Below are 19,647 nucleotides of genomic sequence, written 5' to 3'. Positions count from 1 at the left end.
CCGCCCAGGACCGGTCAGGACCGAGCAGCGGTCCCAGGGCGTGTTGCGAAAGTCCCGCCTGGCCCACGACGCCTGGCACGCGCCCTAGTAGCGGTAGGGGTCGTACGGATCCGCGTACTGCGACTGCTCGTACTGCGGTTGCTGGGGCTGCTGCGGGATGTACGCCTGCTGCTGCGGCTCGTTGAACTGCGGCTCGGTGGACTGCTGCTGCGGGACCCAGACACCGCCGGGCGGCGTGTCGTAGCCGAACTCGTGGTCGTACTGCGGGGTGTACTGCTGCTGGCCCGGGTCCTGGTACGGAGCCGCGTAGGCGGGGTCGTAGTCCTGCTGACCGCCCCAGGCGTACGCGTCCGCCGCCGCGGGCTGCGGCTGCTGCTCGCCGCCACCGCCCCAGCCCTCGTAGCCCTGGGCGCCGTAGCCCTCGTAGCCACCGCTGGTGTACGGGTCGGGGGTGTAGGACGACTGGCCGTCGTAGATCCCGTACTCGCCGGTGTCGTCGAGCACCGGCATCGCCTGGTAGACCGTCGCCAGTTCGGGTCCCTCGGACACCTCCTCGATGGGGCTGACCTCGAGGACGGGCTCGCCCGCCCCGGCGCCCGCACCGCGGGTGCCCTTGCGGCGGCGGCTGGAGCCGGGGCTGCCGCCGAGCGCCCAGCCGGTGGAGAAGCCCTGCCGGTAGGACATCGTCACGAACGTCTGGCCGGTGCCGAACGCGATGGCGCCGACCGCGATGACGATGGCGTTGCGGAGCGAGACACCCCCGACGACTCCCAGGAATCCCGCGAAGGCGAGCAGCCGCCAGCGCAGCCGCGCCTTGTACTGCAGCAGCACCTCACCGAGCAGCCACAGCGCGACCACGCCGAACGCGATGTAGAGCAGCGTGTAGCCCATGTCCGCACTTCCTCACCTTACGAGCGGTCACGACCTCTGGTGCAGACCGAGATTCTCGTAGATTTCCAGCGACGCCGTGGAGTGGTTAAGAGTAATGAAGTGGAGTCCGGGGATGTCCTCGGCCATCAGGCGCCGGCACATCTCGGTCGTGAACTCGATGCCGATCGCCCGCACCGCCGCCGGATCGTCCTTCACCGCGAGGATACGGTCCGCCAGCTCCGGCGGGAAAGGCGCGTTGCCGAGCTGAGCGAAGCGCTCGATCTGTCGCACGTTGGTGACCGGCATGACCTCGGGAATGATCGGGGTCGTGCAGCCGGCGGCGGCCACCCGGTCACGCAGCCGGAAGTAGTCGTCCGCGTCGAAGAACATCTGGGTGATCGCGAAGTCGGCCCCGGCGCGGCACTTGTCGACGAAGTTCCGGGTGTCGGACTCCCAGTCGCTGGAGCGCGGGTGCATCTCGGTGAATGCCGCGACGCCGACGCAGAAGTCGCCGGACTCCTTGATGAGCCGGACCAGGTCGGCGGCGTACAGCAGGCCCTGGGGGTGCTTGACCCACTCGCCGAGCGGGTCGCCGGGCGGGTCGCCGCGCACCGCGAGGATGTTCCGGATCCCGGCGTCGGCGTACTGCCCGATGATGTTGCGCAGCTCGGCGATCGAGTGGTTGACCGCCGTCAGGTGCGCGACCGGGGTCAGGGTGGTGTCGGAGACGATCCGGTCGGTGGCGCGGACGGTGCCCTCACGGGACGATCCGCCGGCTCCGTAGGTCACGGACACGAAGGTCGGCCCTACCGCCTCGATGCGGCGGATGGCGTTCCAGAGCGTCCGCTCGCCCTTCTCGGTCTTCGGCGCGGCGAACTCGAACGAATACGACCGCTCGCCGGACGCGAGAAGTTCACGAATGGTGACCGCGTGATCGGTCCGGGTGGAAGCTGTCCCAAGGGCCATACCCGAAGGGTATCCGCGCCTCGCGACCGCCCGTAACCAGGACGGGCGATTTATCCGCTTGCGCCCCACCCTCGTCCATCCTTTGGACACGCGCTGGTGACGCGCGGGGTACGGAGTGGACGCCTGTCGGACACCCGGTGGCCGATCACGATCGGTCAGAGCGTGACCGGGCCGTGGCGGGGCGCATCAGGGGGAGGGGTCAGCCGTCGTACGAGGTGACGATCTTCGCCAGTGCGGCCGCCGCGGCGGCCGGGTCGTCGGCCTCGGTGATCGCCCGGACGACGACGATCCGCCGGGCCCCGGCCTCCAGCACCTGCTCGACGTTGGCCAGGTCGATCCCGCCGATCGCGAACCAGGGCCGGTCGGTCTCCAGCGAGGCCGCGTACCGCACCAGGTCCAGGCCCGGCGCGTGCCGGCCGGGCTTGGTCGGGGTGGGCCAGACCGGTCCGGTGCAGAAGTAGTCCGCACCGGGCTCCGCGGCGGCCGCCGCGGCCTCGGACTCCGCGTGGCAGGACCGTCCGATGACCACGTCCTCGCCCAGGATCGCGCGAGCGGCGGGTACCGGCAGGTCGCCCTGCCCCAGGTGCAGCACGTCCGCGCCCGACGCGTGCGCGACATCCGCCCGGTCGTTCACCGCGAGCAGTTTTCCGTGCCGGCGGCACGCGTCGGCCAGGACCGCGAGCGCGTCCAGCTCGTCGCGGGCCTCGATCCCCTTGGCGCGCAGCTGGATGACGTCGACGTCCGAGCCGAGCACCGCGTCCGCGAACTCGGCCAGGTCGCCCCGCCCGGTCCTGGCGTCGGTGCACAGATACAGCCGGGCGTCGGCGAACCGCTCACGGACGGTGTTCGGCGTGGTCATGGTGCGCTCCCCCTCGGTGCTGCGGGTCCTGACTGCGTTACGGGCCTGCGGGCAGGCGGCTGAGGGGATCTAGAAGGCGAGCGCCTGGGCGCGGCGCTTCACCTCGGTCCCGCGGTTCTCCTTCAGTGCCTGGATGGGCGTGCCGGGCAGCGTCGGGTCCGCGGTGAACAGCCACTCCAGCACCTCTTCGTCGCTGAAGCCGTTGTCCTTGAGGACCGTCAGCAGGCCGGGCAGCCCCTTGACGATGCTTCCCTCGCCGATGAAGTCGGCGGGGACCATCAGGACCCGGTTCTCACCGCGGCGGATCGCCAGGAACAGCTTCTCCTTGATCATCGGGCGGACCCGGGTGATGGGCACACCCAGTCGCTCGGCGACCTCGGGGAGGTTCAGCCAGGAAGGTACGAGGGCATCAATCGTTGCGTCGATCTCGGTCACGGGACAAGCGTGCCATCCCTGACGGGCACCCGCGTACCGGTTCGCCGCCGCCGGGCCTGACGGTTTGACCACAATTGACGCGCAGGCCCGGTTTTGGCCTCAGACGCCCGCGGGGCTGTTGCCGGGGGTGGCCTGTACCGCGGTCTTGAGCGGGACCGCGGGGTCGGTGACGAGGCCCGGGTCGAGATGGGCGCCGCGTTCGATGAGCTTGCGGCCCTGAGCCAGGTCGCGCGGGCGGCCGACCGCGAGCAGCGCCGCGAGCACGCCGTCCCGCAGCCAGCAGACGGACCAGGCGGGCCCGGTCAGGTCGCCGCGCAGCAGCATCGTGTCGGTGGCGGAGTGGTGCCCCGCGTACTGCACGAAACGGCCGAACTGCTCGGACCAGAAGTACGGGACCGGGTCGTAGACCTCGTCGCCGCCCAGCACATTGGCGGCGGCGGCGCGCGGCCCCTGGACCGCGTTGTCCCAGTGGTGGACGAGCAGCCGCTCGCCGAAGCGCGCGGACGGGAAGGACGCGCAGTCCCCCACCGCGAAGACATCGGCGACGGAGGTCCGCAGCCGGTCGTCGGCCAGCACGGAGCGGTCCGGTCCCAGCTCGACGCCGGAGCCCGCCAGCCAGCCGGTGGCCGGCCGGGCGCCGATGCCGACGACGACGGCCCCGGCCCGCAGCCGCCTCCCGTCGGCGAGCAGCACCGCGCCGGGCTCGACGGCCGCTACCGCGGTCCCGGTGATCAGTTCGGCGCCCGCGTCCGCGTACCAGCCGCGCATGTGGTCGGTGACGGAGCCCGGCAGGACTCCGGCCAGCGGCCGGTCGGCCGCCTCGACGACGGTCACCGCGCAGCCCGCCTGGCGGGCCGCCGTGGCGAACTCCGCGCCGATCCAGCCCGCCCCGACCACGACGACGTCGCGCTTCTCGTCGAGCACCGGCCGCAGCTCGGCGGCGTCGTCCAGGGTGCGCAGCATGAAGACGCCCGGGATGCCCTCGCTGCCGGGCAGTGCCACCGGGTGGGCGCCGGTGGCGAGCACCAGCCGGTCGTACCGGACCAGGCCCTCTTCGGTGGCCACGTGCCGTTCCGCGGCGCTCAGCGCGCTCACGTGCCGGCCGAGCAGCAACTCGACGCCGAGGCCGTTGAAGTCCACGTCGAAGGGCGAGCCCTCGGCCGTGCCGAGGAGTACGGACTTGGACAGCGGCGGGCGGTCGTACGGTGCGTGCGGCTCGGCGCCGATCAGCGTGATGTCGCCGCGCCACCCCTGTTCCCGCAACGACACAGCGGTCTGCACTCCGGCCATCCCGGCCCCGACGATCACTGCGCGCTCGGCGCTTGGCTGGCTCACACGATCACCGTAACGCCCCATTGATTACCGGCAGGCCACCAGTGCGAAATCCGATCCCCCTGTCTCCGCACTCCCCTCCCGCCCGAACGGTGCTCCCTTACCGCCGTTCGGGCCCGCGTACTAGGGTGGCGGGGCTAACGCACTCGCGGGAGTCCGGACGTACCGGGCTGAGAGGGCGGCTGACCGGCCGCCGACCGTACGAACCTGATCCGGGTCATGCCGGCGAAGGGAGGAGCGGGACACTCATGCATCCATCTCGCCACCGCTACGACGTACTGGTCGTGGGCGGCGGAATCATCGGACTCGTCACGGCCTGGCGCGCCGCGCAGCGCGGGCTGCGCACCGCGGTCGCCGACCCGGCGCCGGGCGGCGGTGCCGCGCATGTCGCGGCCGGCATGCTGGCCGCCGTCACCGAGCTGCAGTACGGCGAGCAGACGCTGCTCGACCTCAACCTCGCGTCGGCCCGCCGCTATCCGTCCTTCGCCGCCGAGCTGGAGGACGCCACCGGGCTGGGCCTCGGCTACCGGCGGTGCGGCACGCTCGCCGTCGCCCTGGACGCCGACGACCGCGCCGACCTGCGCGAACTGCACGCCTTCCAGACGTCGCTGGGCCTGCAGTCCGAGTGGCTGTCCGGCCGGGAGTGCCGCCGGCTGGAGCCGATGCTGGCGCCCGGTGTGCGAGGCGGACTGCGTGTCGACGGCGACCACCAGGTCGATCCGCGCCGGCTGGCCGCCGCGCTGCTGCGCGCGGCCGAACTCGCGGGCGTGGCACTGCACCGGAGTTCGGTGGCCCGGATCGAGACCGTCCGGGACCACGCCACCGGCGCGGTGCTGGACGACGGCACCGTGCTCGCCGCCGAGCAGACCGTGCTCGCGGCGGGCAGCCGCAGCGGCGGTCTGCCGGGCATCCCCGAGCACGCCCTGCCGCCGGTCCGCCCGGTCAAGGGGCAGATCCTGCGGCTGCGCATCCCACCGGGCTACGCGCCGTTCCTCTCCCGCACGGTGCGGGCCGTGGTGCGCGGCGGCCAGGTGTATCTCGTGCCGCGCGAGAACGGCGAGCTCGTCGTGGGCGCGACCAGCGAGGAACTCGGCTGGGACACCACGGTCACCGCGGGCGGCGTCTACGAACTGCTGCGCGACGCCCACGAACTGGTGCCGGGGCTCACCGAACTGCCGCTGGTGGAGACCCTCGCGGGCCTGCGCCCCGGCTCCCCCGACAACGCCCCGCTGCTCGGCCGCAGCGCGCTGCCCGGTCTGCTGCTGGCCACCGGCCACCACCGCAACGGTGTGCTGCTGACCCCGGTGACCGGCGACATCATGGCCGAGCTGCTCACGACGGGCTCGGTGCCGGAGTCGGCCCGGCCCTTCTCCCCCGCACGCTTCACGCTTCAGGAGCAGCCCGCATGACCGTCTCCGTCAACGGTGAGGCCCGCGAGATCACCGAGGGCCTGACCCTCGACCGGCTCGTCGCCTCCCTGACCGCCGCCCCCTCGGGCGTCGCCGCCGCTCTCAACGAGACCGTCGTCCCCCGCAGCCGCTGGACCACCACCGCACTCGCCGACGGCGACCGCGTCGAGGTCCTCACCGCCGTCCAGGGAGGCTGATCCCGTGCCGCACCCCCCGCACACGGCCGGTGCCGCCGACGACACCCTGCGCATCGCCGGCGTCCCCTTCACCTCCCGGCTGATCATGGGCACCGGTGGTGCGCCCAGCCTGGAGATCCTCGAACAGGCGCTGCTCGCCTCCGGTACCGAACTCACCACGGTGGCGATGCGCCGCCTCGACCCGGCGACGAAGGGCTCCGTGCTCTCCGTGCTGGGCCGGCACGGCATCCGGGTCCTGCCGAACACAGCCGGCTGCTTCACCGCCGGCGAGGCCGTCCTCACCGCGCGGCTGGCCCGCGAGGCGCTGGGCACCGACTGGGTCAAGCTCGAGGTCATCGCCGACGAGCGCACCCTGCTGCCCGACACCGTCGAGCTGCTGGACGCCGCCGAGACGCTGGTCGACGACGGATTCACCGTCCTGCCCTACACCAACGACGATCCGGTGCTCGCCCGCAAGCTGGAGGACGTCGGCTGCGCGGCGATCATGCCGCTGGGGTCGCCGATCGGCTCCGGGCTCGGGATCCGCAATCCGCACAACTTCCAGCTGATCACCGAGCGGGCGGGCGTCCCGGTCATCCTCGACGCCGGGGCCGGCACCGCGTCCGACGCGGCGTTCGCCATGGAGCTGGGGTGCGCCGCCGTCATGCTGGCGTCGGCCGTGACCCGCGCCCAGCAGCCGGTTCTCATGGCGGAGGCCATGCGGCACGGGGTGGCGGCGGGGCGGCTCGCGTTCCGGGCCGGACGCATCCCCCGCCGGCAGTACGCCGCCGCGTCGTCCCCCGTCGAGGGCGTCGCCGCGTTCGATCCGGAGCGGCCCGCCTTCAGCGGGACCTGATCCACGACCCGCTCCGGGCGGCGGATCCGGGCCCCGGTCCGGGATCCGATCCGCCGCCTGGAGCGCTCCCACCGGGGCGGACGGTCACGGTTGCGTCCCGGATCGCTACGGGCGGGACACAGTACGGCCGCGTTCGGCGAGACGGGTCGGCGGCGGCTCGTAGACTTCCGTGTCGTGGATACGACCCTGCAGGATCCCCTCGTCGGGCAGACGCTCGATGGCCGCTACCGGGTCGAGGCGCGCATCGCCGTCGGCGGTATGGCCACGGTCTACCGGGCTGTGGACACCCGCCTCGACCGGGTGCTCGCGCTGAAGGTGATGCACCCCGGGCTGGCGGCCGACGCCGGTTTCGTCGACCGCTTCATCCGCGAGGCGAAGGCGGTGGCCCGGCTCGCGCACCCGAATGTCGTCGGCGTGTACGACCAGGGCACGGACGGCACGTTCGTGTACCTGGCCATGGAGTACATCGCGGGCTGCACGCTGCGCGACGTGCTGCGCGAGCGCGGCGCCCTGCAGCCACGGGCCGCGCTGGACATCCTGGAGCCGGTGCTGGCCGCGCTCGGCGCCGCGCACCGGGCCGGGCTCATCCACCGGGACGTGAAGCCGGAGAACGTCCTGATCGGCGACGACGGCCGGGTGAAGGTCGTGGACTTCGGCCTGGTCCGGGCGGTCGACACCAACACCAGCGTGACGACCGGCTCGGTGCTGGGCACGGTCTCGTACCTCGCCCCGGAGCAGATCGAGCACGGCACCATAGACCAGCGCACGGACGTGTACGCCTGCGGCGTGCTGCTGTACGAGATGCTGACCGGCGGGAAGCCGCACACCGGCGGTACGCCGATGCAGGTGATCTTCCACGTGCTGAACGAGGACATCGTCGCGCCGTCCGAGGCCGTCCCCGGGCTGGCGCCCGTGCTGGACGCGCTGGTCGGCCGGGCCGCCGCGCGTGACCCGCAGCTGCGGCCCGCCGACGCCGTGGAGCTGCTCGCACAGCTGCACACCACCCGTCAGGCGCTGAGCCAGGAGCAGCTGGACCTGGTGCCGCCGCGGGCGGTGCCGGACGCTCAGGAGCCGCAGGACGCCGTTCCGGGCACCGGCTGGCTGAAGGACTCCCAGGGCGCGCCGGGCGACGAGGAGCAGACCAGCGTCATCTCCCGGCCGGTCCTGCCGGCCGAGGAGGAGCTCAACCGCACGAGCGTTCTCCAGCTTCCGCCGCCGCTGCCGCCGGTTCCGGCCGGCCCGCCGGGACCGTCGGGGCCCGCGGGGCACCGTACCGCCCGGCGCGGCCCGCGGCGCGGTGTGCTCGCGGTGATCGTGGCGGCGCTGCTGATCCTCGGGGTCGGCGCCGGCGTCTGGTACATCAGCGACGGCCAGTTCACCAAGGTCCCGGCCGTTCTCGCGCTGTCGCAGGCGGACGCGCAGCAGAAGCTCGACCACGCGGGGCTGCACACCAAGGTCACCACCGGCTTCAGCCTCACCGTTCCCCGCGGCCAGGTGATCTCCACCGATCCCGGACCGGGCCGGCGCGTCCGCAGCAACGCCGAGGTCACGCTGGCCGTCTCCAAGGGGCCGCAGGAGGTCCACGTACCCGATGTCACGGGCAAGACGCTGGCCGTGGCGCAGGAGCAGATCAAGGGCGCGGCGCTGACGCCGGGCACGGTGACGCAGGAGTTCACGGAGGACGTACCCAAGGGCGCCGTGATCTCCACGGACCCGCCGGCCGGTACGAAGCGCTCGCCGGACGCCGTCGTGTCGATCGTCGTCAGCAAGGGCGCCCCGGTGGATGTCCCCGACGTGGTCGGGGATTCGGTCGCCGACGCCCAGCAGGCGCTGCAGGACGCCGGGCTGAACGTCGTGCTCGCCCCGGACAAGGTCTTCTCGGACGTGGCCGACAAGGACAAGGTGGCCCTCCAGACGCCGGGCAAGGGCACCCAGGCCGGCGCGGGCGACACCGTCACGATCACGATCTCCAAGGGACAGCAGCTCTTCGACGTGCCGGATGTGAAGGGCAGGAGCGCGGGCGACGCGAAGCAGATCCTCAAGAACGCCGGCTTCGACATCCGGGTGATGCACGCGTTCTTCGGCGACACCGTGTTCAGCCAGTCGCCGGAGGGGGGCCAGCAGGCGCCCAGGGGCGCCACGATCACCGTGTGGGTCCGGTGAACCGCAATCCCGTCGGCGGCCATGTGCAGGTGGCCGGCGGCCTCGCGACCGTCGGGCTGGCCAACGCCGAGCGGCTGACGGCCGAGGCCGTCCAGGTCTTCGTGGCCAACCCGCGCGGCTGGGCCACCCCGCCCGGCGATCCGCGGCAGGACGAGCTGTTCCGCGCGGGCCGCGCCGCCGGGTCGGTGCCCGCGTACGTCCACGCCCCGTATCTGATCAACTTCGGCTCGGACACCCCGGCGACGGTCGAGAAGTCGGTGGAATCACTGCGCCACTCGCTGCGCCGGGGCCGGGAGATCGGCGCGCTGGGCGTGGTGGTGCACACTGGGTCCGCGACGGGCGGGCGGCCCCGCTCGACCGCCCTGGCACAGGTGCGGGAGCACATGCTGCCGCTGCTCGACGAGCTCACCCACGACGACGACCCATGGCTGCTGCTGGAGCCGACCGCGGGCCAGGGCGCTTCGCTCTGCTCGCTGATCGAGGACCTGGGCCCGTACGCCGACGCCCTCGACCGGCATCCGAAGCTCGGGGTCTGCCTGGACACCTGCCACGCCTTCGCGGCCGGGCACGACATGGCGGCGCCCGGCGGGATGAAGCTGCTGCTCGACGAGCTGGTGGACACCGTCGGCGAGGGCCGGCTGAAGTTGATCCACGCCAATGACTCCAAGGACGTGAGCGGCGCCCACAAGGACCGGCACGAGAACATCGGGGCCGGCCACATCGGTGCCGAGCCGTTCCGCGAGCTGTTCCGCCACCCGGCCACCGCCGGGGTTCCGCTGATCATCGAGACACCGGGCGGGCCCGAGGGCCATGCCGCGGACGTGGCGCTCCTGAAGGCGCTGAGGGACGGTCCGCAGGACGGATAACCCCTTACGGGAATACCCCCTGGGGGTATACGGTTGGCTGCAGAGCAACCAACCGGCGATTCCTGATGGGGGTGGAACGTCATGCAGCACGACCACACGACGCACCAAGAACACACGCACCACGAACCACAGACCGGCCACGAAGGGCATGCCGCCCACGGCTCCGCGTCCTGGCGCATGGCGGCGACGGCGACCCTGCACTGCCTCACCGGCTGCGCCATCGGCGAGGTCCTCGGCATGCTGATCGGCACCGCGCTCGGCTGGCACAACGTTCCGACGATGATCCTGGCCATCGTGCTGGCCTTCGCCTTCGGCTACGCGCTCACCATGCGCGGGGTCCTGCGCGCCGGACTCGACCTGCGCGCCGCGTTCCGGGTCGCGCTCGCCGCCGACACCGTCTCCATCATCTTCATGGAGCTCGCCGACAACGGGACGATCATCGTCTTTCCCGGCGCCATGGACGCGACCCTGTCGGACGCACTCTTCTGGGTGAGCCTGGCGCTGTCGTTCGTCGTCGCGTTCCTCGTGACCACACCGGTCAACAAGTGGCTGATAGGCCGCGGCAAGGGCCACGCGGTCGTCCACCAGTACCACTGATCAGGCGGTCAGAGCTCCGGGCCGTCCCCGGGCTCCTCCTGGTAGGAGTAGCGCTGCTCCGACCAGGGGCTGCCGACGTTGTGATAGCCGCGCTCCTCCCAGAAGCCGCGGCGGTCGGCGGTCATGTACTCCACGCCCCTGACCCATTTGGGCCCCTTCCAGGCGTAGAGGTGCGGGACCACCAGCCGGGCCGGGAAACCGTGCTCCGCGGTCAGCGGTTCGCCGCCCTTGTGGGTGGCGAATATCGACTTGTCGTCGGAGAAGTCCTCGATCCGGAGATTCGAGCTGAAGCCGTACTCCGCCCACACCATCACGTGCGTGACGCTGGGGGCCGGGGGCGCGAGCCGCAGTACCGTCGCGGCGGAGACCCCGCCCCACTCCATGCCGACCATGCTGAACTTCGTCACGCAGTGGAAGTCGGCCTTCACGATCGAGTACGGCAGCGCCGAGAACTCCTCGTGGTTCCAGCAGTGTTTGTCCCCGTCGGCCGTGTTCCCGAAGACCCGGAACTCCCACCGGTCCGGCTTGAAGCGCGGCACGGGACCGTAGTGGGTGACCGGCCAGCCCCGCTGTAGCCGCTGCCCCGGGGGAAGCTCACCCGCACGGCTTTCGGACTGACCCATGACTCCATGGTGACAGACCGGACCCAGTGCTTCTGACCGGGCTGGGCCCGATTCGGGACCGCCGGTCCCCACCGGATGTAAGCGTGCACTTACTGGATCAGCCGTGCCCGCAGTGCAAAGATGCGGCCATCTTGTCGATTCCCTTTGGAAGGACGGCGTTGCCATGCAGGGCGACCCCGAGGTCATCGAGTTCCTCAACGAACAGCTGACCGCAGAGCTGACCGCGATCAACCAGTACTTCCTGCACGCGAAGATGCAGGAGAACTTCGGTTGGACGAAGCTCGCGAAATACACCCGCTCGGAATCCATCGACGAGATGAAGCACGCGGAACTGCTGACCGACCGCATCCTCTTCCTCGACGGCCTGCCGAACTACCAGCGGCTGTTCCATGTACGGGTGGGCCAGACGGTCACCGAGATGTTCCAGGCCGACCGCCAGGTCGAGGTCGAGGCCATCGACCGCCTCAAGCGCGGCGTCGAGGTCATGCGGACCAAGGGCGACATCACCTCGGCGAACATCTTCGAGTCGATCCTCGCCGACGAGGAGCACCACATCGACTACCTCGACACCCAGCTCGAACTGGTGGAGAAGCTGGGCGAGCCGCTCTACATCGCGCAGCTCATCGAACAACCGGAGAGCTGACGCCGGTCCCGCGCAGCGGACAGCTCAGGCCGCTTCGGCCATCGGCTCTTCCGTGGCGGCCAGCTGCGCAGCGGCCGGCCGGGCCACCGGCGTCGACGTTCGGCCGAGCAGCGCCTGGATGCGCTTGACGCACGACCCGCAGTCGGTGCCGGCCTTGCAGGCCGAGGCGAGTTTGCGGGGGCTGCAGGCGCCGGAATCCGCGTGCTGCTTGACCTGCTGCTCGGTGATGCCGAAGCAAGAGCACACGTACACGCGGTTCACCCCTCTCGGGCGCCTGGGCTGAGGTTACCCTTACCTTACCCGGCACGTCCGTCGGTGAAAAGCGGCAAGGGGCGCGGATCTGTGTGATCCGCGCCCCTTGTGCCGTCTTCCGGCTGTCCGCCAGGACTACTGGCCCCGGTACATCTCCGCGACCAGGAACGCCAGGTCCAGCGACTGGCTGCGGTTGAGCCGCGGGTCGCAGGCCGTCTCGTACCGCTGGTGCAGGTCGTCGACGAAGATCTCGTCGCCGCCGCCCACGCACTCGGTCACATCGTCGCCGGTCAGCTCGACGTGGATGCCGCCCGGGTGGGTGCCGAGGCCCTTGTGGACCTCGAAGAAGCCCTTGACCTCGTCGAGCACGTCGTCGAAGCGCCGCGTCTTGTGGCCGGACGCCGCCTCGTAGGTGTTGCCGTGCATCGGGTCGGTCACCCACGCCACCTGCGCGCCCGAGGCCGTGACCTTCTCGACCAGCGTCGGGAGCTTGTCGCGGACCTTGTCCGCGCCCATGCGGACGATGAACGTCAGCCGGCCCGGCTCACGCTCCGGGTCCAGCCGGTCGATGTACGTCAGCGCCTCTTCCGGCGTCGTCGTCGGGCCGAGCTTGATGCCGATCGGGTTCCGGATCTTCGAGGCGAACTCGATGTGCGCCCCGTCGAGCTGCCGGGTGCGCTCGCCGATCCACACCATGTGGCCCGACGTGTCGTACAGCGAGCCGGTCCGCGAGTCGACGCGGGTCAGCGACGACTCGTAGTCCAGCAGCAGCGCCTCGTGCGACGCGTAGAACTCCACGGTCCGGAACTCGGCGGGGTCGGTCCCGCACGCCGCCATGAAGTTCAGCGCGTTGTCGATCTCGCGGGCCAGCGCCTCGTAGCGCTGTCCGGACGGCGAGGACTTCACGAAGTCCTGGTTCCAGGCGTGCACCTGGCGCAGGTCCGCGTAGCCACCGGTGGTGAAGGCGCGCACCAGGTTGAGCGTCGAGGCGGACGCGTTGTACATCCGCTTGAGCCGCTCGGGGTCCGGGACCCGCTCCTTCTCGGTGAAGGCGAAGCCGTTGACCGAGTCACCGCGGTACGTCGGCAGCGTCACGCCGTCGCGGGTCTCGGTCGGCTTGGAGCGCGGCTTCGAGTACTGGCCGGCGATCCGGCCCACCTTCACGACCGGCACGGAGGCCGCGTACGTCAGCACCGCACCCATCTGCAGGAGCGTCTTGAGCTTGTTGCGGATCTGGTCCGCGGACACGGCGTCGAAGGCCTCGGCGCAGTCGCCGCCCTGCAACAGGAACGCCTCGCCACGGGCGACAGCCCCCAGGCGGGTACGCAGCTGATCGCACTCGCCGGCGAAGACGAGAGGCGGATACGACTCGAGCTCCGCGAGCACATTGCGCAGCGCCTCGGAGTCGGGGTACTCGGGCTGCTGCGCCGCGGGAAGGGATCGCCAGGTGTTTCCACCGGCTGCGGGGTTAGCGTTCACGGTCACACGACCACACTACGGGGTGACGACAGGCGGAATCCGACGCCGCCCATTGGATGAGACGAGCCCCACTGCGCCGTCCCCCGTGCGTTAGGGTTCTGAACATGTTCGCGCAACAGCACACCAACTGGTGGTGGCCCGCTCAACCGGCGGCCCACCTCATCGCGCGTACGTAACGACTCACCGCGAAGGCCGCCCAAGGGGCGGCCTTTTCTGTTTCCCGGCCGCTCCCTCCGTTGTCCCACCATCGGAAGGACCCGCCGTGCATCCCGTCTCCGGCACCGAAGCCACCACAGCCACCGCCCTCGTCGAGCGGCTGCTCTCCCCCGGTTGCCCACCGTTCGCCCTGCTCCGCCGCCGCACCCCGGGCCGCGAGACCGACCTCGTCGAAGTGCTCCTCGGGCCCGTCACCGAAGCCGGCCGGCTGCGGGACATCACCCTGCCGGACGGTGCACCGGGTGACGGCCCGGCGCTGGACGCGCTCGCGCTCGTACCGTTCCGGCAGATCCGCGAACGCGGCTTCGACGTGCGCGACGACGGGACGCCGCTGGCCGTGCTGCGGCCCGACGAGACGTACGAGCTGCCGCTGGCGGACGTCCTCGCCGCGCTCCCGGACCAGGAGGTGACGGTCGACGAGGGTGCGTTCGACGTGGACGACGACACCTACGCCGGGATCGTCGAGCGGGTGATCGAGGACGAGATCGGCCGCGGCGAGGGCGCCAACTTCGTGATCCGGCGGACGTTCCGGGGGCAGATCGCGGGCTACGGGCCGCGCTCCGCGCTCGCCCTGTTCCGGAAGCTGCTCAGCGGTGAGCGCGGCGCGTACTGGACGTATGTCGTGCACACCCCGGACCGCACGCTGGTGGGCGCCAGTCCCGAGGTGCATGTGCGGATGGCGGGCGGCACGGTCGTGATGAACCCGATCAGCGGCACCTACCGCTATCCCGTCACCGGGCCGGACCCCGAGGGGCTGCTCGCCTTCCTCCACGACCCCAAGGAGGTGGAGGAGCTGACGATGGTGGTCGACGAGGAACTGAAGATGATGTGCACCGTCGGCGACCTCGGCGGTGTGGTGGTCGGGCCGCGGCTCAAGGAGATGGCCCACCTCGCGCACACCGAGTACGAGCTGCGCGGCCGCACCACCATGGATGTACGGGACGTGCTGCGCGAGACGATGTTCGCCGCGACCGTCACCGGCTCCCCGGTGCAGAACGCCTGCCGCGTCATCGAGCGGTACGAGCCGGGGGGCCGCGGTTACTACGCGGGCGCGCTGGCCCTGATCGGACGGGACGCGGCCGGGACCAGGACGCTGGACTCGCCGATCCTGATCAGGACCGCGGACATCGACCCCGGCGGGCAGCTGAAGGTGCCGGTCGGCGCGACGCTGGTCCGGCACTCCGACCCGCGCGGCGAGGTCGCCGAGACGCACGCCAAGGCGGCCGGGGTGCTCACCGCGCTCGGAGTGCGGCCGGCCCCCGAGCACGCTCCCGAGCCGGCGTACCGGCTGGCCGACGACATCAGGGTGCGGGCCGCGCTGGACGCCCGGCGGGCGAACCTGGCGCCGTTCTGGCTGCGGATGCAGGTCGAGCCGTCCCCGGCCGACCGGCGCGCGCTGTCGGCGCACGCGCTGGTGATCGACGCGGAGGACACCTTCACCGCGATGCTCGCGCATGTGCTGCGCTCGTCCGGGCTGGGCGTCACCGTACGGCGCTACGACGAGCCGGGCCTGCGGGAGGCGGCGCTGTCCCACGAGGGTCCGGTCGTGCTCGGCCCCGGACCCGGCAATCCGGCGGACGCCACCGACCCGAAGATGCGCTTCCTGCGCACCCTCGCCGCCGACCTGGTCAAGGGCCACCGGCAGGGGCTGCTCGGTGTGTGCCTGGGCCAGGAGCTGCTCGCGGCGGAACTGGGGCTGGACATCGTGCGCAAGGACGTCCCCTTCCAGGGCGCCCAGGAGCGCATCGACTTCTTCGGCCGGCCGGAGACCGTCGGGTTCTACAACACCTTCACGGCGCGCTGCGACGACGCGACCGCCGAGGAGCTCGCCACCCACCGGGTGGAGCTGAGCCGTGACCCGGCCACCGGTGATGTGCACGCGATGCGCGGGCCGGGGTTCGCGGGCGTGCAGTTCCACCCCGAGTCGGTGCTCACCCTGAACGGCACCGCGATCGCGGCGGAGCTGCTGGCGGCCGTGCTCACGCCGTCTCGCTGAACGCCGAGGCGTCCAGCACGGGATCGGCGAGCACCGGTCCGATCAGCATCATCACCTCGGCGATCATGCGGAACTCGTCGGCGGTGCCGTCGACCACCAGGTCGGCCAGGGCCCGGGAGGGGGCGACATGCGCGGCATGCCGCTCCCTCCCGGTCTCCAGGTAGTTCAGCAGCGACAGCCGCGGGTCCTGCCGCTGGACGTCGATCTTGCGGAGGATCTTGCGGGCCAGCCGGATGTCGTCGGGGGTGTCGACGTACACCCGCCAGGTCGCCCGGCCGGCGACCGACGGCAGGGTGAGGGCGAACAGGCCCTCGACGACGACCAGCCGGTGCCGGCCCGAAGTGGCCGCGGCCTCGATCGCCGCGACCACCGCGAGCTCGTCGATCGAGCCGGGATGGTTCCAGTCCAGGACCTCGGACCCGCTCGCGCTGACCGTGCGCACCCCGCGCACGGTGTCGTGCGCGGGCACGTAGAAGTCATCGAGGTGGATCAGACCGATGGTCTCGTGATGGTGCAGCGACAGCGCCTCGGCAAGGGTTGACTTGCCCGATGCGGTGCCGCCTGCGACCGCCAGTACAGGTGTGCGCCACCTGTTCGTCACACCCGTCATACCGGGCGCTCCTCATGTGCTCAAAGGGGGAAAACGAAGCGGCCGGACAAGCCGGGTGGACGGAGAATAAGGCGCACTGATCGTCTGCTGCAAGCAGTGATGTTCCCCTGATGTTCAAGGTTCAGCCAAAGAGGACCCCCGCCTCCGTGTAGAGCTTCGGATCGACGGTCTTGATCCGGGCGGTGGCCTCCGCGATCGGCACCCGGACGATGTCCGTACCGCGCAGCGCGACCATCTTCCCGAAGTCCCCTTCGCGCACCGCGTCGATGGCGTGCAGCCCGAACCGGGTGGCCAGCCAGCGGTCGAACGCACTGGGCGTTCCACCGCGCTGGACGTGCCCGAGCACCGTGGTGCGGGCCTCCTTGCCGGTGCGCTTCTCGATCTCCTTGGCGAGCCATTCGCCCACGCCGGAGAGCCGGACATGGCCGAACGAGTCCAGGGTGCCGTCCTTGAGCACCATGTCGCCGTCCTTGGGCATGGCGCCTTCCGCGACGACCACGATGGGCGCGTAACGGATCTTGAACCGGCTCTCCACCCATCCGCAGACCTGCTCGACGTCGAAGCGCTGTTCCGGGATGAGGATGACGTTGGCCCCGCCGGCCAGCCCCGAGTGCAGGGCTATCCAGCCGGCGTGCCGGCCCATCACCTCGACGACGAGGACACGCATGTGCGATTCGGCAGTGGTGTGCAGCCGGTCGATCGCCTCGGTGGCGATGTTGACCGCCGTGTCGAAGCCGAAGGTGTAGTCGGTGGCGGACAGGTCGTTGTCGATGGTCTTGGGAACGCCGACGCACGGAATGCCGTGCTCGTCGGAGAGGGTCGCGGCCACCCCCAGGGTGTCCTCGCCACCGATCACGATGAGCGCGTCGACGTCGAAGGCGGCGAGGTTCTCCCTGACCCGGCGGATACCGTCCTCGACCTTGAGCGGATTGGTGCGCGAGGAACCGAGGATGGTGCCGCCGCGCGGCAGGATGCCCCGCACGGCGGGGATGTCGAGCGGCACGGTGTCGCCTTCGAGGGGACCGCGCCAGCCGTCCCTGAAGCCGATGAACTCGTAGTCGTACTCCTGGACACCTTTGCGGACGATCGCCCGGATGACCGCGTTGAGACCGGGGCAGTCACCACCACCGGTCAGTACTCCGACCCGCATGGACTCTTCCCTTCGCCAGCACTGCGTTGCATTGCCTTAACGGGAACCAACTCGGGCAACGCTAGCGTGACTTGGGTCACATGCGGGATGGGGCGAACGGGGTCATTCGCCGTCGAGACCGCGCTCGATCGCGTATCGCACCAGTTCCACCCGGTTGTGCAGGTGCAGCTTGCCGAGGGTGTTCTGCACGTGGTTCTGCACGGTGCGGTGCGAGATGACGAGCCGCTCGGCGATCTGCTTGTAGCTCAGGCCCTTCGCGACCAGCCGCAGCACCTCCGTCTCACGGTCCGTCAGCCGAGGCGCCTCGGGCTCGTCCGAGGACGTGGGGGCCGGGTCGGAGGCCAGCCGCCGGTACTCGCCCAGGACCAGCCCGGCCAGCCCCGGGGTGAAGACCGGATCGCCGATCGCCGTCCTGCGGACCGCCTCCACCAGCTCGTCACGGCCGGCGGACTTCAGCAGATAGCCGGTGGCACCGGACTTCACGGCCTCCAGCACGTCCTCGTGCTCGCCGCTCGCCGACAGCACCAGCACCCGCAGCGCGGGATTGTCCGCGACCACGTCCTTGCACACCTGCACTCCGGACATCCCCGGCAGGTTGAGGTCCAGCACGATCACCTCGGGCATCGCCGCCCTGGCCCGGCGCACGGCCTCCGGCCCGTCGCCCGCCGTCGCCACCACCTGGTAGCCGGCCTCGGACAGGTCCCGCGCGACCGCGTCCCGCCACATCGGGTGGTCGTCGACCACCATCACCTTCACGGTGTGGTCCTGCTCGGGTTGGGTGTCCCCCGCCATGTGACTGCCTCTCGTCCGGCCGAATCTCCGTGCCGGGGCAACTCTACAAACGCGGCGGATACGCGGAGCTCAGGGCGTGGGGCGCTTCTTGGGGAGCCGGAGTTCGACCTCGGCGCCCTGGCCGGGGGTGGTGATGAGGGACGCGGTGCCGCCGAGGTCGCGGAGCCGGCCGCGGATGGACTGGGCGACGCCGAGCCGGCCCTCCTGTTCGGCGTCGGCGAGCCGGCCTTCCGGGATGCCGGGGCCGTCGTCGCGGACGCTGACGAGGATCTCGCCGGGCTCGTCCTCCAGCAGGATCCAGGCGTGGGCCTGCTCCCCGGCGTGCGTGCGGACGTTGTCGAGGGCGGCGCCGACGGCCGCCGCGAGCTCGGCGGCGGCGTACGCGTCGACCAGGACCGGGGTCCCGGGTGCCGAGATCGTCACCTGCGAGCTGCCGTAGGGCGTGAGCAGGGCCCGTACGTCGCACGGGCCGAGTGCCGCGTCCGCGGCCTCCTGGTCGGCCTCGGCGGCGCCGGTGCGCGAGCGGAGCGCCGCGAGCAGCCGGCCACGGCGGACCGCGGCGGCGTTCTCGGGGTGCCGGGGGTTGGGGACGAAGCCGTCGGAGACCAGCGCCCGCAGCGCCGACTCCTGCTCACCGGCCATCCGGCCGAGCGCCGCGGCCTCGCCGCCCGCCTCGCTGCCCCGGCGCTGGACCATGGCGAGCACCTGGAGCACGTTGTCGTGGATGTCCCGGGCGAGCCGTTCCCGCTCACGGGTGGCCGCCTCGATCTGCAGCGCCCGCGCGAGGGTCCGCTCGCTGGCGCGGGCGACCTCGACGACATAGCCGATGGCGATGCTCGCCACCCACACCAGCAGGACGTTGTGCAGGCTGTCGCGGGCGAAGGAGCCGCGCTGGACGACGTTGGCGACGCCGACGAGCGTGGAGGCGACCGCGGCCCAGCGCCAGCCACCCTTGATCGCGAAGGCGAGGACGGATCCCGCCGTCCAGATGGACGGCAGCGTCGGGGCGCCCTCGACGATCCGCAGATGCGTGTCGGCGACGGGGGTGAGCAGTATCCCGGTCAGCGCGATGGTGAGGTCGGCGAAGAGGAAGCGCTTGGTGCACCGTTCGGCGGACCGCACCCGCCCCAGGGTGAGGAACGTCCAGACGGTCAGCACCGTCATGTACACGGCGGCGACCAGCGGGTGCCGGTACTCCCCGTAGGCGTCGCCGAACAGGGCCAGCGCATAGCCGAGGGTGAGCACGCGGTACGCGATCAGCGCACGCCACAGCGGCTGCTCGACGGACATCCGGATCGCCTTCGCCGCCACCGCTCCCCCTCCCCCCACGGCCCGCCCGGGGCCCGTCCGGCCGGTC

Annotated in this window: 21 protein-coding genes and 1 riboswitch; of the genes, 9 read left to right on the top strand and 12 right to left on the bottom strand. The window is 71.4% G+C overall.

From position 1 onward, the window contains the following. Nucleotides 1-84 precede the first annotated feature (84 nt). The 5 genes from C6N31_RS04455 to C6N31_RS04435 form a co-directional block, all read right to left on the bottom strand. The gene (locus C6N31_RS04455) at nt 85-891 is read right to left on the bottom strand and encodes a hypothetical protein (protein WP_138356158.1); all 807 of its coding nucleotides are present in this window, start codon (nt 889-891) and stop codon (nt 85-87) included. Between the two features lie 27 nt (nt 892-918). Next, on the bottom strand, nt 919-1,836 hold the full coding sequence (metF, locus tag C6N31_RS04450) for a methylenetetrahydrofolate reductase [NAD(P)H] (protein ID WP_138356159.1): 918 nt from the start codon (nt 1,834-1,836) through the stop codon (nt 919-921). A gap of 199 nt (nt 1,837-2,035) precedes the next feature. Beyond that, nucleotides 2,036-2,695, bottom strand: a complete 660-nt coding sequence (gene thiE, locus C6N31_RS04445; RefSeq protein WP_138356160.1) for a thiamine phosphate synthase — start codon at nt 2,693-2,695, stop codon at nt 2,036-2,038. 69 nt (nt 2,696-2,764) lie between these two features. Continuing rightward, nucleotides 2,765-3,130: an Rv2175c family DNA-binding protein gene (locus C6N31_RS04440; protein ID WP_138356161.1), complete on the bottom strand. Its 366-nt coding sequence runs from the start codon at nt 3,128-3,130 to the stop codon at nt 2,765-2,767. Nucleotides 3,131-3,229: 99 nt separating this feature from the next. Continuing rightward, on the bottom strand, nt 3,230-4,486 hold the full coding sequence (locus C6N31_RS04435) for an NAD(P)/FAD-dependent oxidoreductase (RefSeq protein WP_198357155.1): 1,257 nt from the start codon (nt 4,484-4,486) through the stop codon (nt 3,230-3,232). A gap of 114 nt (nt 4,487-4,600) precedes the next feature. Then, nucleotides 4,601-4,714, top strand: a riboswitch (TPP riboswitch). Here C6N31_RS04435 and thiO point away from each other — a divergent pair. The 6 genes from thiO to C6N31_RS04405 all read left to right on the top strand — a co-directional run bounded on the left by thiO (nt 4,711) and on the right by C6N31_RS04405 (nt 10,529). Next, the gene (thiO, locus tag C6N31_RS04430) at nt 4,711-5,871 is read left to right on the top strand and encodes a glycine oxidase ThiO (protein WP_138356163.1); all 1,161 of its coding nucleotides are present in this window, start codon (nt 4,711-4,713) and stop codon (nt 5,869-5,871) included. (Overlaps the previous riboswitch by 4 nt.) Next, a complete protein-coding gene (thiS, locus tag C6N31_RS04425; protein ID WP_138356164.1) occupies nt 5,868-6,068 on the top strand; it encodes a sulfur carrier protein ThiS in 201 nt (66 codons plus the stop codon). Before thiO ends, thiS begins: the two co-directional genes overlap by 4 nt. Before the next feature lie 4 nt (nt 6,069-6,072). After that, nucleotides 6,073-6,903 carry a thiazole synthase gene (locus tag C6N31_RS04420; protein WP_138356165.1) on the top strand — a complete coding sequence of 277 codons (831 nt, stop codon included), beginning with the start codon at nt 6,073-6,075 and terminating at the stop codon, nt 6,901-6,903. Nucleotides 6,904-7,077: 174 nt separating this feature from the next. Next, nucleotides 7,078-9,066 (top strand): Stk1 family PASTA domain-containing Ser/Thr kinase, encoded by a 1,989-nt coding sequence (pknB, locus tag C6N31_RS04415; RefSeq protein WP_198357154.1) that lies wholly within the window; start codon nt 7,078-7,080, stop codon nt 9,064-9,066. Beyond that, the gene (locus C6N31_RS04410) at nt 9,054-9,932 is read left to right on the top strand and encodes a deoxyribonuclease IV (RefSeq protein ID WP_187144836.1); all 879 of its coding nucleotides are present in this window, start codon (nt 9,054-9,056) and stop codon (nt 9,930-9,932) included. Before pknB ends, C6N31_RS04410 begins: the two co-directional genes overlap by 13 nt. A gap of 81 nt (nt 9,933-10,013) precedes the next feature. Beyond that, nucleotides 10,014-10,529 (top strand): DUF4396 domain-containing protein, encoded by a 516-nt coding sequence (locus tag C6N31_RS04405; protein ID WP_138356167.1) that lies wholly within the window; start codon nt 10,014-10,016, stop codon nt 10,527-10,529. 8 nt (nt 10,530-10,537) lie between these two features. On the opposite strand, the gene C6N31_RS04400 is transcribed toward C6N31_RS04405, so the two are convergent. After that, nucleotides 10,538-11,152 carry a sulfite oxidase-like oxidoreductase gene (locus C6N31_RS04400; RefSeq protein ID WP_198357153.1) on the bottom strand — a complete coding sequence of 205 codons (615 nt, stop codon included), beginning with the start codon at nt 11,150-11,152 and terminating at the stop codon, nt 10,538-10,540. A 163-nt stretch (nt 11,153-11,315) separates the two neighbouring features. On the opposite strand from C6N31_RS04400, the gene bfr reads away from it, so the two are divergent. Beyond that, on the top strand, nt 11,316-11,795 hold the full coding sequence (bfr, locus tag C6N31_RS04395) for a bacterioferritin (protein WP_138356169.1): 480 nt from the start codon (nt 11,316-11,318) through the stop codon (nt 11,793-11,795). A 24-nt stretch (nt 11,796-11,819) separates the two neighbouring features. Here bfr and C6N31_RS04390 read toward each other — a convergent pair whose 3' ends face one another. Then, nucleotides 11,820-12,056, bottom strand: a complete 237-nt coding sequence (locus C6N31_RS04390; RefSeq protein ID WP_138356170.1) for a (2Fe-2S)-binding protein — start codon at nt 12,054-12,056, stop codon at nt 11,820-11,822. A 126-nt stretch (nt 12,057-12,182) separates the two neighbouring features. After that, complete coding sequence (locus tag C6N31_RS04385; RefSeq protein ID WP_138356171.1) at nt 12,183-13,532, bottom strand: class II 3-deoxy-7-phosphoheptulonate synthase; 1,350 nt, start codon at nt 13,530-13,532, stop codon at nt 12,183-12,185. Nucleotides 13,533-13,582: 50 nt separating this feature from the next. Between C6N31_RS04385 and C6N31_RS47115 the strand changes: the two genes are divergently transcribed. Both C6N31_RS47115 and C6N31_RS04380 read left to right on the top strand, forming a co-directional pair. Then, nucleotides 13,583-13,702 (top strand): trp operon leader peptide, encoded by a 120-nt coding sequence (locus C6N31_RS47115; RefSeq protein WP_498063712.1) that lies wholly within the window; start codon nt 13,583-13,585, stop codon nt 13,700-13,702. Between the two features lie 86 nt (nt 13,703-13,788). Continuing rightward, nucleotides 13,789-15,738 (top strand): anthranilate synthase family protein, encoded by a 1,950-nt coding sequence (locus C6N31_RS04380; RefSeq protein WP_198357152.1) that lies wholly within the window; start codon nt 13,789-13,791, stop codon nt 15,736-15,738. Here the strand turns inward: C6N31_RS04380 and C6N31_RS04375 are convergent. The 4 genes from C6N31_RS04375 to macS all read right to left on the bottom strand — a co-directional run bounded on the left by C6N31_RS04375 (nt 15,722) and on the right by macS (nt 19,580). Continuing rightward, nucleotides 15,722-16,348 (bottom strand): uridine kinase family protein, encoded by a 627-nt coding sequence (locus C6N31_RS04375; RefSeq protein ID WP_138356173.1) that lies wholly within the window; start codon nt 16,346-16,348, stop codon nt 15,722-15,724. The genes C6N31_RS04380 and C6N31_RS04375 overlap by 17 nt on opposite strands. Nucleotides 16,349-16,469: 121 nt before the next feature. Next, nucleotides 16,470-17,498 (bottom strand): 6-phosphofructokinase, encoded by a 1,029-nt coding sequence (locus tag C6N31_RS04370; RefSeq protein WP_198357151.1) that lies wholly within the window; start codon nt 17,496-17,498, stop codon nt 16,470-16,472. A 102-nt stretch (nt 17,499-17,600) separates the two neighbouring features. After that, entirely contained in the window at nt 17,601-18,290 is a 690-nt protein-coding gene (locus C6N31_RS04365) for a response regulator (protein WP_198357150.1), read from the bottom strand. 69 nt (nt 18,291-18,359) lie between these two features. Beyond that, on the bottom strand, nt 18,360-19,580 hold the full coding sequence (macS, locus tag C6N31_RS04360) for a MacS family sensor histidine kinase (RefSeq protein ID WP_138356176.1): 1,221 nt from the start codon (nt 19,578-19,580) through the stop codon (nt 18,360-18,362). Nucleotides 19,581-19,647 lie beyond the last annotated feature (67 nt).

Source organism: Streptomyces fildesensis (assembly GCF_016107395.1).
GTDB lineage: Bacteria > Actinomycetota > Actinomycetes > Streptomycetales > Streptomycetaceae > Actinacidiphila > Actinacidiphila fildesensis.
This window is presented reverse-complemented; position numbering and strand designations above follow the sequence as displayed.